Annotated in this window: 14 protein-coding genes; 11 read left to right on the top strand and 3 right to left on the bottom strand. The window is 62.7% G+C overall.

The window, feature by feature from the left end:
- Positions 1-204 precede the first annotated feature (204 nt).
- Together IE125_RS18840 and rhtA are read right to left on the bottom strand one after the other, a co-directional pair.
- Positions 205-1,128 (bottom strand): AEC family transporter, encoded by a 924-nt coding sequence (locus tag IE125_RS18840; protein WP_189446229.1) that lies wholly within the window; start codon positions 1,126-1,128, stop codon positions 205-207.
- A gap of 95 nt (positions 1,129-1,223) precedes the next feature.
- Entirely contained in the window at positions 1,224-2,117 is an 894-nt protein-coding gene (gene rhtA / locus IE125_RS18835; protein ID WP_189446228.1) for a threonine/homoserine exporter RhtA, read from the bottom strand.
- Positions 2,118-2,174: 57 nt separating this feature from the next.
- Between rhtA and IE125_RS18830 the strand changes: the two genes are divergently transcribed.
- The 11 genes from IE125_RS18830 to IE125_RS18780 all read left to right on the top strand — a co-directional run bounded on the left by IE125_RS18830 (position 2,175) and on the right by IE125_RS18780 (position 13,509).
- Entirely contained in the window at positions 2,175-2,747 is a 573-nt protein-coding gene (locus tag IE125_RS18830) for a helix-turn-helix domain-containing protein (protein ID WP_189446227.1), read from the top strand.
- Positions 2,748-2,925: 178 nt separating this feature from the next.
- Positions 2,926-3,465, top strand: a complete 540-nt coding sequence (locus tag IE125_RS18825) for a flavin reductase family protein (protein WP_189446226.1) — start codon at positions 2,926-2,928, stop codon at positions 3,463-3,465.
- 16 nt (positions 3,466-3,481) lie between these two features.
- Positions 3,482-4,804: a flavin-containing monooxygenase gene (locus IE125_RS18820; RefSeq protein ID WP_189446225.1), complete on the top strand. Its 1,323-nt coding sequence runs from the start codon at positions 3,482-3,484 to the stop codon at positions 4,802-4,804.
- Entirely contained in the window at positions 4,804-5,223 is a 420-nt protein-coding gene (locus tag IE125_RS18815; RefSeq protein WP_189446224.1) for a RidA family protein, read from the top strand. Before IE125_RS18820 ends, IE125_RS18815 begins: the two co-directional genes overlap by 1 nt.
- Positions 5,220-5,888: a DUF1028 domain-containing protein gene (locus tag IE125_RS18810; RefSeq protein WP_189446223.1), complete on the top strand. Its 669-nt coding sequence runs from the start codon at positions 5,220-5,222 to the stop codon at positions 5,886-5,888. The genes IE125_RS18815 and IE125_RS18810 overlap by 4 nt, the downstream gene beginning before the upstream one ends.
- Positions 5,889-5,966: 78 nt before the next feature.
- Positions 5,967-6,911 carry a LysR family transcriptional regulator gene (locus IE125_RS18805; RefSeq protein ID WP_229809214.1) on the top strand — a complete coding sequence of 315 codons (945 nt, stop codon included), beginning with the start codon at positions 5,967-5,969 and terminating at the stop codon, positions 6,909-6,911.
- A gap of 142 nt (positions 6,912-7,053) precedes the next feature.
- On the top strand, positions 7,054-7,794 hold the full coding sequence (locus IE125_RS18800; protein ID WP_189446222.1) for a class II aldolase and adducin N-terminal domain-containing protein: 741 nt from the start codon (positions 7,054-7,056) through the stop codon (positions 7,792-7,794).
- 134 nt (positions 7,795-7,928) lie between these two features.
- Entirely contained in the window at positions 7,929-9,044 is a 1,116-nt protein-coding gene (locus tag IE125_RS18795; protein WP_229809213.1) for an ABC transporter ATP-binding protein, read from the top strand.
- A gap of 91 nt (positions 9,045-9,135) precedes the next feature.
- Positions 9,136-10,197, top strand: coding sequence for an ABC transporter substrate-binding protein (locus IE125_RS18790; protein WP_189446220.1), 1,062 nt, complete (start codon positions 9,136-9,138; stop codon positions 10,195-10,197).
- A 68-nt stretch (positions 10,198-10,265) separates the two neighbouring features.
- Positions 10,266-11,633 (top strand): LLM class flavin-dependent oxidoreductase, encoded by a 1,368-nt coding sequence (locus tag IE125_RS18785; protein ID WP_229809212.1) that lies wholly within the window; start codon positions 10,266-10,268, stop codon positions 11,631-11,633.
- A 145-nt stretch (positions 11,634-11,778) separates the two neighbouring features.
- Positions 11,779-13,509, top strand: coding sequence for an ABC transporter permease subunit (locus IE125_RS18780; protein ID WP_229809211.1), 1,731 nt, complete (start codon positions 11,779-11,781; stop codon positions 13,507-13,509).
- A gap of 221 nt (positions 13,510-13,730) precedes the next feature.
- Here IE125_RS18780 and IE125_RS18775 read toward each other — a convergent pair whose 3' ends face one another.
- The gene (locus IE125_RS18775) at positions 13,731-14,207 is read right to left on the bottom strand and encodes a carboxymuconolactone decarboxylase family protein (protein WP_189446218.1); all 477 of its coding nucleotides are present in this window, start codon (positions 14,205-14,207) and stop codon (positions 13,731-13,733) included.
- Positions 14,208-14,296 lie beyond the last annotated feature (89 nt).

The following is a 14,296-nucleotide window of genomic DNA, read 5'->3' as shown; positions in this document are numbered from 1 at the left end:
GCGCCATTGCCAAGCGGCGTGAGCGAGACATCGCTCACGCCGCTTGGCAATGGCGCCGTCTGCTTTTCCCATTTTAACCTGCCTGGTCTTGCCTTCCTGATCTGGCCTTCCTCGGCCTTCTTGCCTCTCTTCCCATCCTCGTCTTCGGATTTACCTTGCTGTGACTCATCTCCCTTGGTCGCCGATATCCGAGAGTGGCTTGGGTCACAGCCAGTAGAGGCAGAGCGACAGCGTGACGACCGATCCCAGCGTCGACAGCAGTACGGTTCGAGAAACGACGGCGGCTTCGCGGCGGTAGAATTCCGCGAGCATGAAGGGGCCGGTTCCGGTCGGCAGCGCGCTCATCAGTAGCGCCGACTTGGCCCACAGCGGCGGCAGCGCAAAGAGGTGGAAGGCGAGATACCAGGTGATCAACGGGTGCAGCAGCAGTTTGAGGCCGACCAGTCCCCACGCGCCCTGGGTCGAGCCGCTCTGCTTCTGGGCCAGAAATAGCCCCAGCGACACCAGCGCGCAAGGCGTGGTGGCCTTGCCCAGTAATTGGAGAAACTCGTCGAGCGGGCCGGGGAGCGCTGTGCCGCTTATCGCCCACAGCGTACCGAGTATGGGTGACACCACGAGCGGGTTCTTGCCGAGCGCTCTGATCACCTTGCCCACGGCCTTCGCGTAGGACTGCTCTGCCTGCAGGCCGATCTCGATGCACACCACGGCGATGGCGAACAGCACGCAGACCACGATCAGCGTGGCGATCAGCGCCGGTTCCAGTCCCGATTCGCCCAGTACCAGCAGGCTCAACGGAATGCCCACATAGCCGGTGTTGGCGTAAGCCGCGCCTAGCCCATCGATGCTGGCATCGACCAGATGGCGCTTGCCGCGCAGACGATAGCCGAGCGTGATGGCAAAGATCGCCAGCGTCGGTAAGGTGATCGTGGCAATGAATCCTGGATGCCAGATCTCCTGCCAGCTTGCCGTTGCCGTGGTACGAAACAGCAGCGCCGGCAGGCAGAGCCAGACCACGAATCGATTAAGCTCGGAAGCGGCGGTTTCGCCCAGTCTGCCGGTGCGCCGGCACAGATAGCCCACCAGAATCAGACCGAAGATGGGTAACACGACGCTGATGACCGACGACATGGGGTCAGGCTCCTGAAGGCGAGAGAAAAACGCTAGCAGCCTAAAGGGTCGTTAACCTATCGTCTAATACTGTCGCGCTGTCGACTTACTCGGTGTCAGTCCGGCACCGGCGCTTCGAATGTCTCGCGGCGCCCGGCCGTCAGGGTCGTGCCGATGGAGGCAACGATGATCAGTCCGATGGCAAACCACTGCAACGTGGCGAGGTGCTGTGCGAGGAACAGCAGGCCCGAGAGCGCGGCCACCGCCGGCTCCAGACTCATCAGGGTGCCGAAGGTCGAGGTCGGCAGCCGGGGGAGCGCGACCATCTCCAGCGTGTAGGGCAGCGCCGTGGAGAGAACCGCTACGCCCAGCGCGAAGGGAAGAATATCGAGCGCAAAGATCGCCGGACCGATGTCGATCAGCCCGATGGGCGCGATCACCATTGCGGCGATGGTAATGCCAAGCGTCGCGCTCTGCGCGCCGTTGACCGCCCCGGCCCGTTGGCCGAACAGGATATAGAGCGCCCAGCAGGCACCCGCGCCCAGCGCGAAGGCGGCGCCGAGCGGATCGATCGCGCCGTCGACATCGTCGCCGAGCAGCAGAAGCAGAGTCAGCCCGACGATGGCCAACGCGACCCAGATCAGATCGAGTCGGCGGCGCGAGGTGAGCATGGCAACGGCGAGCGGCCCCGTGAACTCCAGTGCCACGGCGATGCCGAGGGGAATTCGCGCCAGCGCCTGATAGAACATCAGGTTCATGGCGCCCAGCGAAATGCCGTAGATCAACGTCGACTTCCACGCGCGGCGACTGAGTCGCTTGCGCCAGGGGCGCATCACGATCAGCAGCAGCAGCGCGCCGAGCAGCAGACGTATCGAGGTCGTGCCGGTCGCGCCGATCAGCGGAAAGAGGGTCTTTGCCAGCGCCGCGCCGCTCTGGATCGAGCACATGGCGACGAGCAGCATGGCAACGGGCCAGATGCGAGTGAGCAGATCCCTGATGGCGACTGACATGACACCCCCCTGTGCGCTGCGGCATGATGCGAACCGTATCGAGAGCCGATTCTACAAATGGGCAATATATTGCACAACTCTAACGATCGCCCCGATGTCCTGATTCACGTCGCCGCCAACGTGAAGCGCTTGCGTCAGCAAGCCGAACTCAGCCAGCAGACCCTCTCGGAGCGCGCCGGCGTCAGCCGTCGCATGCTGGTCAATATCGAGAAGGGCGATGTCAACGTCAGCCTCGGCACGCTCGACCGTCTGGCCGAAGCGCTAGGGGTTCTTTTCTATACCTTGGTACAGCCGCCGGACAGCGAGGATTCCTCGCGCATCGACGAGATCGCCTGGATTGGCCAATCGCCGCGCAGTCACGCGCGGCTGCTGGCCAGCAAGCCGGCGCGTCAGGAGGTCGAGCTATGGTCGTGGTCGCTGGCGGCGGGTGAGGTCTACGTTTCCAGTGCCGATCATCACGGCTGGCATGAAATGGTGGTCGTCATTGAAGGGAAGCTGACGCTCGAACTGGGCGATCGTGAGCGCCTGATCGCCGCCGGCGACTTCCACGTCTATCCCACCGATCAGCCATATCGCTACCGTAACGATGGCGAGGGCCTGCTGCGCTTCATCCGCAACGTGGTGTATTGAACCATGAGCATCGCGGACTTTCGCCGAGGGGCTCCGAGCCCGGCGGCGAGGAGATTGACGCTGAATCCGTTTTTTTAATCCCGAAGAACAGATAACAATATTTTAACGATGCTTGGACCCTCTTTAGTGTGATGGCAGACAACCAATAACAATCTGCCGTAACACTTCGGAGGCTGATATGAGCTTCACCCAGCCGGCGACGGCCGCGCAGCCCTCTCTCGCACCCAACTGCGACTCCCAGACGTTTCTCGATGCCATGCGCTACGTCGGCACCGGCGTCACCGTGGTCACCACGGGTGATGCCGACTGGCGCAAGGGCTCCACCGTCAGTGCCATGTGCTCGCTCTCCGCGGAGCCGGCCTCGATCCTGATCTGCGTCAATCGCGACAGCAACACCGGCGCGGCAATCAAGGCGCGCGGCACGTTCTGCGTCAACGTGCTGAACGCCGAGCAGTCGGATATTGCCCGTGTGTTCGCGGGGATGCGCGACACCGCCGACGGCGACCGCTTCAGCGAATCTCGCTGGGATGAGCTGGCGACCGGTGCACCGGCGCTGGAGAACGCGGCGGCGAGCTTCGACTGCCATGTGGGACGGATGATCGATTACGGCACGCACACCATTTTCGTAGGCGACGTGGTGGCGGCTCGGACCAGCCGTGCCGAACCGCTCTACTACTACAACCGTGACTTCCACACCGGCTCGCCGCTGGATGCTTGATTTCAAGGACACGCCAATGAAAGTCGATATAACAACAACTGACACCCTGGTCGTCGGTGCCGGTCAGGCCGGCATCGCCATGAGTGAGCATCTGACTCGCCAGGGCGTGCCGCATCTGGTGCTCGAACGCGACCGCGTCGCCGAGAGCTGGCGCACGCGGCGCTGGGACTCGCTGGTCGCCAACGGGCCGGCCTGGCATGACCGCTTCCCGGGTATGGAGTTTCCGGCGATGTCTCCGGACGACTTCGTACCCAAGGAGCAGGTGGCAGACTATTTCGAAGCTTACGCGCGTCACTTCGAAGCCCCGGTTCGTACCGGCGTCGATGTCACGCGCGTGACGCCCAACCAGGGGCGCCCCGGGTTTACCGTCGAAACCTCCGACGGCACGATCGAGGCGCAGCGCGTGGTGGCGGCGACGGGGGCGTTCCAGACACCGGTCATCCCCTCGATTGCACCACGAGATGTGCGGCTGACCCAGCTGCATACCGCTGACTATCGCAACCCCGAGCAGCTGCCCGATGGTGCCGTGCTGGTGGTCGGAGCGGGATCTTCCGGCACTCAGGTCGCCGCCGAGCTCAACCGGGCGGGTCGTAAGGTCTATCTCTCGGTCGGCCCGCACAGCCGCCCGCCGCGCGCCTATCGCGGTCGTGACTTCGTCTGGTGGCTGGGCGTGCTTGGCGAGTGGGATAACGAAGTGCGCACACCGGGTTCCGAGCACGTCACCATCGCGGTGACTGGCGCGCGCGGTGGTTACACCATCGATTTCCGTCGTCTGGCCGAAGAGGGCGTGACGCTGGTCGGCCGCACCGAAAAATTTGATGCTGGCGTGGCGCATTTCGCACCGGACCTGCGCGCCAATCTCGATGCCGGCGATGCCAACTATCTCTCCATGCTCGATGGCGCCGATGCCTACGCCGAGCGTAACGGCCTCGAACTGCCGCTGGAGCCGGAAGCCCGTATCATTCCGCCGGATCCGGAGTGCGTGGTCAATCCGCTCGCCGATCTGGATCTGGCACGGGCCGGCATCACGACCATCATCTGGGCGACCGGCTTCTCGCAGGATTACGCCTGGCTCGAGGTCGACGCCTTCGATGACAGCGGCAGGCCGAGCCATCAGCGCGGTGTCGCCAGCGAACCGGGGATCTATTTCCTCGGGCTGCCGTGGCTTTCCCGGCGTGGCTCCAGTTTCATCTGGGGGGTGTGGCACGATGCCAAGCATATCGCCGACCACATCGCCAAGATGCGCGGCTATCTCGCCCATTACGATGCGATCGAGGCGGTATCCACCGCCCCCGAGCGGGCGGCGCCATTCGATTCACGCACCCAGAGGGTCAGCTAATGCCGACGCATACCCGTATTCGCATGTTCAACACCCGGGAAACCTATCCCAACCAGACGCTGGACAATGACTTGTGCCAAGCAGTGCGCGCCGGCAATACGGTCTACGTGCGCGGTCAGGTGGGAACGGATTTCGAGGGTAATCTGGTCGGGCTGGGCGATCCCGGGGCCCAGGCCGAGCAGGCGATGAAGAACGTCAAACAGCTGCTCGAGGAAGCGGGCAGCGATCTTTCCCACATCGTCAAGACGACGACCTACATCACCGATCCGCGCTTTCGCGAGCCGGTCTATCGCGAAGTCGGCAAATGGCTGCGGGGCGTATTCCCGATCTCGACCGGCTTGGTCGTCGCCGGCCTGGCACAGCCTGAATGGCTCATGGAGATCGATGTGATCGCGGTCATTCCCGAGGAGGGCGCATGACCTTTTCGATCGCGGCGCGCTGCGCCGAGACCGGCGAGACCGGCTGCGCGGTCACCTCGTCGAGTATCTGCGTGGCGGCGCGCTGCGCCTTCGCTGGCCCCAACGGTGCGGTGCTCACCCAGAACGTTACGAATCCTGCGCTCGGCCCCCAGGGGCTCGCGCTGATGGCGGCCGGACGCTCGCCTCAGGAGACCCTCGAACGGCTGCTGGCCGGTGAGGCGGCGCCCGAGTATCGCCAGCTGCTGCTGATCGATGGCCAGGGTCGCACGGCGGTGTATGACGGCGACAACGCGTTGGGCGTGGTCGGGCGTGCCGACGGCGTCGACTGCGTGGCTGCCGGCAACCTGCTGGCCGATGCCGGCGTACCGCAGGCGATGGTCCGGGCCTTCGAGCAGAGCGAAGGGCCGCTGGCGGAAAGGCTGCTCGTCGCTATGGAAGCCGGACTCGCCGCTGGCGGCGAAGCCGGCCCGATCTATTCGGCCGGGCTTGTCGTTGCCCGCCCGAACGAGTCCTGGCCGGTGACCAATCTGCGCGTCGACTGGGGTGAGGCGCCCATCACCGAACTTCGCGCTCTATGGACGCGCTACGCGCCGCAGCTCGAGGATTACGTCACACGGGCGCGCAAGCCGGACGCCGCGCCCAGTTACGGTGTGCCGGGCGAGTAACATCGGTGTTTGGCTGCGACTGTCGACCGCTTGTCAGTGTTCCACGAAAGGTCAATGATGATCGACCGATCCTGACGCATGACCGCACGGGAGGTCGTCATACTGCACGCTACTCTCAAGCAGCTTCGCTATTTCGTTGTCGCCGGTGAGCTGAAAAGCGTCACCCGGGCGGCGGAGCAGCTGCATGTCTCTCAGCCCTCCATCTCGGCCGCGATCGCCCATCTGGAGACGGCGGCGGGCGTGCAGCTGTTCGTTCGGCATCACGCTCAGGGCCTGTCGCTGACGACGGCAGGGACACAGTTTCTGGCTCGCGCGCGCAACCTGCTGTACGACGCCGATAGCCTGATGCAGTTCGCGGTCTCGCTCGGCGAGGATATCGCAGGGCCGTTGAATCTGGTGGCTTTCCACACCTTCGCGCCCATCTTCATGCCGCGGCTCATGCAGGCGTTCCTCGAACAGTTCCCGCGCGTCGAGCCCCAGTGCGACGAAGGCCACCAGGTCGATATTGTCGAAGGTCTGCGCGACGGCCGTTACGAACTCGGTCTTATCTACGACATGCAGGTGCCCGACGACATCGAGTTCGAGGCACTCTGCCGCTTCCCTCCCTACGCTGCAGTTGCGACGGACCACCCGCTGGCATCGCACGAGCGGCTATCCATCGATACCTTGAGCGAGTACCCGATGGTGCTGCTCGACTGGCCGATGAGTCGTGACTACTTCCTGTCTCTGTTCGTCGATGCGCCGCGACAACCCAAGATTGCCCATCGCGCCACCTCGCTCGGCATGGTCAGGGGGCTGGTTGCCAATGGCTTCGGATTTTCGCTATTGAACGTCCCGCCAGGGCGACACTTGTCGCTCGACGGCAAGGCATTTCGTACGATTCCGCTCGAGGGAGACGTACGCGCACTGACAGTCGGCATGGCGACACTGAAAGGCATTCGTCTCAGCCCGGCGGCCCAGGCCATGGTGAATTTTCTGAAAAAGAGCGAACTCGGGCCGGTGGCAGCAGAAGGGGACGCGTAAATAGGAAAAACTGATGCCGAGGTGAGAATAAACATATTTTAAAAATTCAACGGGGCTCAGTAGCGTTGGATGCAATGACCTACGAGACGAAAGTCGATGTTCTTCGGCTTCCTCGATACAACAACGACAAGGATCTTCTCCCATGGCTGAATCGACGCTTCCCGACGAGGCGCAGCTGCGCGTAGACATGGCGGCGCTGTTCCGCATCGTCGCCAAGCAGGGTCTGCACGAAGCCGTCGCCAACCACTTCAGTGCAGCCATCTCCGCCGATGGCCGGCGGTTTCTGATGAACCCGAAGTGGAAACATTTCTCGACCATCCGGGCCAGCGACCTGGTGCTTTTCGATCTCGATGGTGAAGCGCCGGATCTGAACAAGGTCGTCGATCCCACCGCCTGGGCGATCCACGGTCAGATGCATCGACTGATGCCGCACGCGCGTGTCGTGCTGCACCTTCATCCTCCCTACGCGACGACCATCGCCACGCTGAAAGACCCGACAGTGCTGCCGATCGATCAGAACACCGGGCGCTACTTCAACCGCGTGGCGGTCGACGACGGCTTCAGCGGCATGGCCAACAGCGAGGCCGAAGGCGAGCGTCTGGCTGGCCTGCTCGGCGACAAGACCCGCCTGATGATGGGTAATCATGGCGTGATGGTGGCGGCCGAGACCGTCGGCGAGGCCTTCGATGACATGTACACGCTGGAGCGCGCCTGCCGCACGCTCGTTCAAGCCTATGCCACCGGGCAGCCGCTCAACGTGCTGCCGGATCACGTCGCCGAAGCGACGGCGCGCGACTGGGAATCGATCCGCGACTTCTCGATGGCTCACTTCGAAGAGATGAAGCGCATTCTGGACAGCGAAGACCCTTCCTACGCGGATTGAAAGACCGCGTGTGCCGGATCCTTTGTTCCCTACAAGTACAACAATTTATTGCCAAGAGGCCTTCGCTCATGTCGTCAGCGCGTGGCACCGCAAATCATGTAGAGCTCTATCCAGGCGATACGAATGAACCGGTCGTGACTGCCTCACTGGCGGGCGCCGGCCAGGATGTCGCGCGAGAAGCCAAGCTTGACGTCCCACCGCAAGAATCTCTAGCTCCAACCAAGCTGAAAATCGAGGGGCTCTCCAAGGCCTATGGCGATTTCCAGGCGCTGCATCCGCTCGATCTGGACATCCGCGAGGGTGAACTGCTGACGCTGCTCGGCCCTTCCGGGTCGGGGAAAACGACCCTCTTGCAGCTGATTGCCGGGTTGGTCAAACCGAGTACCGGCAAGCTGCTCATGGACGACATCGACCAGACGGCGCTGCCTGCCAACCAGCGTGATGTCGGTGTCGTGTTTCAGAATTATGCGCTGTTCCCGCACCTCACCGTCAGCGAGAACGTCGCCTTCCCACTGCGAATGCGCGGCGAGCCGCGGGCCCAGACGCTTGAGCGAGTGAAAGAGGTGCTCGAGATGGTGGGCATGGGCCATCTCGGCGATCGCTTTCCCGATGCGCTCTCCGGGGGGCAACAACAGCGCGTGGCGCTGGCACGCTGCATGATCTATCGGCCCTCGCTGATTCTGATGGACGAATCGCTCTCCGCACTGGATCGAAAGCTGCGTGAAACCATGCAGATGGAAATTCGCCGGCTGCACCGCGAGACGGGGGCGACCATCGTCTTCGTGACCCACGATCAGGAAGAGGCGCTGGCGCTCTCCGACCGGATCTGTCTGATGAACGGTGGCCGAATCGAGCAGGTCGGTCGCCCGGAGGAGATCTACGAACATCCGGAGAGCGTTTTCGCGGCCAACTTCATCGGCGTCTCGAATCTCTTTGCCGGGAAGACCACGGATCGGGGGGTAATGGAGACGGTGTTTGGTTCTTTGCCACTCCCCGAGTCTATCGCCGGCGGTATCGAAGGCACCCTGGTGGTACGTCCGGAGCACATCGCGCTGAACGGTGACGACCGTTATCTGGAAGGCGAAGTCGTCGAGAGGGTCTACGCCGGTGCCGAGACACGGCTGCTGATTCAGGTTGCGCCGGAACTCGTCGTCACCGCCCGGCAAGCGGCCGGCGCATCAATGCTCGAGATCGGTAGCCGAGTCGGTCTCGGCTGGGCGGCGGAGAACGCTCGGTTTCTGACGCGCTGATGCTCGATGAGGTCTGACCGAAGACGCATTATCCACGTGGCCCTGACAGTCGCGTGTTCCTGACAACAACAGCAATAAACGGAGTGAATCCATGAAAGTCTCTCGTCGTACCCTGCTGAAATTGGCCGGTTCCTCGGCGCTGGCCAGTGCCACTCTGCCGCTGTGGTCGATGCGCAGTGCGCAAGCCGCTGACTCAATTACCGTCTCCGACGTCGGCGGTGCCATCGCGCCGGCGCTGCGCAAGGCATTCTACGACCCGTTCGAGAAGGAGACCGGCATTCGGGTGGTCAACGTGGCGCATGACTCCGATCCGGTGACGCAATTCAAGCTGCTGGTAGATTCCGAGAGCTACATCTGGGACGTCTCGATGGTGACCCAGGATCATGTGGCGCGCCTGACGGAGGACAAGAACTATCTGGCGGATCTTCAGCTCGACGAGGTAGATCCGTCGGGGTACGTCAACGGCGCGGTACAGTCGAACTGGCTCGGCTTCTCGGTCTTTGCCATTGCCATGGCCTATCGTAGCGATGCCTTTACGGGAGGCGCCCCCAAGAGCTGGGCGGATTACTGGGATACACAGAAGTTTCCCGGGCGCCGCGGTCTCTACAACAGCCCGTGGGGCATGCTCGAGTGCGCGCTGCTCGCCGATGGCGTCCCCCGGGACAAGCTCTATCCGCTCGACGTGGACCGCGCTTTCGCCAAGCTCGACAAGATCCGTGGCGACATCGGGGTGTGGTGGAACAGCGGCGCGCAGAACACGCAGATTCTGCAGAACGGCGAGGTCGATCTATCCGATACCTGGTCGGCGCGCGCGCTGGCTGCAAAGGATTCCGGCGCCCCTGTCGAGCTTGTCTGGGATGGTCTCTACTCGATGGATGGCTGGTCGATCCCGGCAGGTACGCCGCGACTGGAGCAGGCGCGTCAGTTCGTGCGCTTCTGTCAGCGCCCCGAGCAGCAAGCGATCTATGCCGGCGAGGTCGCCAACGGTCCGAGCAATCTCAAGGCCTATGACCATATCCCCGAAGACCGTGCCAAGTTGCTGCCAAGCTATCCGAAGAATCTCGAAGGCCTGGCAGAGCTCGACTCGGCTTACTGGGGTGAACACTACGACGAGCTGTCCAATCGCTTTCAGGAGTGGCTGCTGCTGGGCTGAGATTTCGGCCACTGTGCCTTCGGTAATGACCGCTCCGTTATCAATCGCTCCGTCATCAGGAATTCGCAATGAGTGATACACCGCAATCTTCTCGAATGGTCATTGGCGCGCTGATCGAAGCCAATGGCATTCATCCCGCCTCCTGGCTGCTACCGGAAGCCCAGGACGATGCGCCGACCGATGTCGATTACTACCGCGGCATCGCGCAGCTGGCCGAGCGCGGCAAGCTCGATTTCATCTTCTTTGCCGATACGCCGGCGGCGCGTACCGACGATCTCGTCGCCTGGAGCCGGGCGCCGATGTACATGAACATGCTCGAGCCGATTACGCTCTTGTCGGCGATCGCAGGGGCCACCTCGCGCATCGGGCTCGGTGCCACGGCGTCGACCAGCTTCTACGAGCCATACAATCTGGCACGCCAATTCGCCTCGCTAGACCATATCTCTCACGGCCGCGCCGCGTGGAACGTGGTGACCTCGGCCAACGACTACGCGGCGAAGAACTTCGGTCTCGACAAGCTGCCGCCTCACACGCGCCGTTACGATAAGGCGAAGGAATTTCTCGAGGTGGTCAAGAAGCTCTGGGATAGCTGGGAAGACGACGCCTTCGTCATCGACAAGGCAAACTGCTTCAATTTCGTCCCCGAAAAGCAGCACGCTGTCGATCACAAGGGCGAATTCTTCGAGCTGCACGGTGCGCTCAACATGGCGCGCTCGCCGCAGGGCCATCCGGTGGTGCTGCAGGCTGGTGCCTCGGAGACCGGCAAGGAGTTCGCCGCGGAGACCGCAGAAGTCGTCTTCGGCACCGGCTCTTCGCTCGAGGGCGCCAAGAAGTTCTACGATGACCTCAAGGGGCGGATGGCGAAATACGGCCGCGATCGTGACTCGCTCAAGGTGCTCTCGGGCATCTCCATCGTGGTGGGCCAGAGCGAAGCCGACGCGCGGGCCAAGCTCGAGTCCTGGCAGGACATGGTGCATCCCGATGTGGCACTGCTGCGCCTGAAGCAGGATATCGAGACCGATCTTTCCGATCTGCCGCTCGACGAGCCGGTACCGCTGTCGCGGATCCCCGAGTCATCCAACTTCCATCAGGTCTATTTCGAGGAGATCGCCGGCATGGTCCGCGAGGGCCTGACGCTGCGCGAGATCTGCCGTCGCTACAATCGAAGCAAGACGACGATGTGCGGCTCGCCCACGGAGATTGCCGATCAAATGGAAGCGTGGGTCGCCGCCGGGGCCTCCGATGGCTTCATGTTCACCTTCCCCGCGCTGCCCAGCACGCTCGAGGACTTCGTCGAGAAGGTCGTTCCCGAGCTGCAGCGGCGCGGCCTCTTCCGCCAGGATTATGTCGGCACCACCCTGCGCGAGCATTTGGGCCTTCCGCGTCCGCAGAATCGTCATGTCAGCGAGCCCCGCGAGACAGTCGCGCCTGTCTGATCGACGTCTCCCATCGTTTCCATCCTGACTGTGGCAACGCCCGCCACGGCCAGGGTGGGGGCGCCGAATGTCACCGGCCGACAACAACAAAAGGTGCCTTATGCAGAGCGCAACGGCGATACCGACAAGTCGTGGCAGCAGCTGGATGCCACGCTGGAACGTGTTTCATCTGGTCCTGCCTGGCGTGATCTTCCTGCTGCTGTTCTTGTTGCTGCCGACGCTTCAGGTGCTGGCGATGAGCGTTTTCAAGCAAGGGGATTTCACGGCGGCGGCGTTTGCCAAGATGGTCTCCAGTCCGCTCTATCTTCGTGTTTTCGCGAAGACTTTCTCGATTGCGCTGCAGACGACGATCTACTGCCTGGTGTTGGGTTATCCGCTCGCCTACTGGGTCAGTACTCTGAACGCGAGAAAGCAGCGTCTGGCGATGTTCTTCATCCTGCTGCCGTTCTGGACCAGCGCGCTGATCAAGAATTTCTCTTGGCTGATCATTCTCGGAAGACAGGGGCCGGTCGCGGAGCTGATGGCGGCGCTCGGTATTCCGGGCGGTGACCGCTTGCTGTTCAACGAAGTTACCGTCGTCTTTGCAATGGTACATACCATGCTGCCGTTGGCCGTGGTGACGATGATTCCGGTCCTCAACCAGATCGATCGGCGACTGCTGCCGGCCGCCTCGACGCTGGGTGCCGGTGGTGGGCGGCGGTTCTGGGAAGTCTACTTTCCGCTGTCGATGCGTGGTGTCGCCGCGGCCGGGCTTCTGACCTTCGTCGCCTCGCTCGGCTTCTTTATCACGCCGGAGCTGGTGGGCAGCCCTAAGGAGACGCTGGTCGGCCAGCTAATCATTCTGCAGATCAACAAACTACAGAACTGGCAGCTCGGCTGCGCACTGGCCGTGGTGCTGCTGATCTGCGCGTTGATCGTCTGCTTCATCTATGACCGGATTTTCGGCATCTCCAGCATGTCCGGCGGCGGCGGGCGACAGCGCGCGCATGACAGCGTTCTCCGGCGATCGGGGCTCTCGCTGCTGCGCGGGCTGGGCTGGGTCAGCGAGCGACTTGCGCTGCTGGGGCGCGGAGGCCGTGGTCGCCTGTGGCTGAGTCTCTATGCCACGCTTGCGCTGTTCGTGCTGATGCTGCCGATCTTCGGCTTCGTGCCGATGGCGTTCACCGGTGGTACGGCGCTGACGTTTCCGCCGCAGGGATTCAGCCTGCGCTGGTTCGAGCAATTCTTCGCTTCACCGCTGTGGACCGGTGCCATCGTGCGCTCGTTTGTGATCGGCATCGTGACGGCGGCGATCACCGTGGTCATCGGCGGTCTTGCGGCGCTGGGCATGGCCAGGGGGCGTAGCCGCTTCTCCGGCGCGGTATTCCTGCTGTTGCTGATGCCGCTGATCGTGCCACCGATCGTCATTGCGGTATCGCTGTTCTATCAGTTCGCGCATCTCTCCCTGATCGCGACCGATCTCGGCATCGTGATCGGTCACACGGTCATTGCGCTACCGATCGTCTTCGTGATTCTGCTGTCGACCTTCAAGGGATACCAGTGGCAGCTCGACGATGTCTCTCGCACGCTTGGCGCTGGACGGTGGCAGACGCTGCGACATGTGATGCTGCCGTTGGTCAGCGGTGGGCTGGTCGCAGGTTTCTTCACCGGCTTTCTGCAATCGTTCGAGGAGTTGACGGTGGCGCTGTTCATCGGCGGCGGACTCAAAACCACGCTGCAGCGGCAGATGTGGGACAGCATTCTGCTGCAGGCGACGCCAACCATCGCGGCGGCCTCGGTCATCGTGCTGGCGATCGTTTTGGCGCTGTTCCTGTTGGTGGAACTGGTGCAGAGCCGTCGTAGCCGGGCCCGCAGTCAACCGGTGATGGCGGCGTGATACCGGTGGATGCCGAGTCCGTGCTCGGTGCTCACGTTACGCCCAGATAGATCATCAGGCAGCCGCCGGGCAGGTCGGGATTTGTGCTGTAAGGCTTTCAACTTTACGTCGCCGTCCGATCCGGCCCGTGATATCGCGGCCGGCGACCTCCCTGTCCGCTTTTGGCGAATCCGTCGCCACGGCGCCCGCGCGTAGCGCGCTGTATTGGACTCCCCCTCGAATCAGAGTCCCGCCTTGTCCAGACCAAAGGCCTTGTCGGCGGAGCCTGGCACGGCCTGGAATGCGACGCTGAGGCGATTCCAGCCGTTGATCGCCACGATCAGAAAGCTCAGGTCTGCTAGCTCCGATTCGGAGAAATGGCTCCTCGCCTCGTCGTAGACATCGTCGCCGACGCCATGCGCTGGCAGCCTGGTCAGCGCCTCGGTCCAGGCCAGTGCGGCGCGCTCACGCGGCGAAAAGAGTGTCGACTCGTGCCAGACGGCAACGTGGTGCAGACGCAGCTCGCGCTCGCCGGCGATCTTCGCTTCCTTGACGTGCATGTCGACGCAGAATGCACAGCCATTGAGCTGAGAGGCTCGCAGTGTCACCAGATGCTTCAGCTCTTCGGTGACCGGATGCTTCGACATCGCCATGTTGAAGTCGGTGTATTTCTGCGCGAGTTCGGGAGAGGTCTGGAAGTAGTTCATTCTGGCTTTCATGACGGATCGTCCATTCTGGTGAAGAGGAAAATGCCGATCCAGCTTGACCCGTGCGCCCCTTGTTCCGAAGAGCCAAGAATGGCCATGAA

The organism is Salinicola rhizosphaerae (genome assembly GCF_014652715.1).
Classification (GTDB): domain Bacteria; phylum Pseudomonadota; class Gammaproteobacteria; order Pseudomonadales; family Halomonadaceae; genus Salinicola; species Salinicola rhizosphaerae.
The sequence above is the reverse complement of the archived record's forward strand: the minus strand, read 5'-3'. Positions and strand labels throughout refer to the sequence as shown.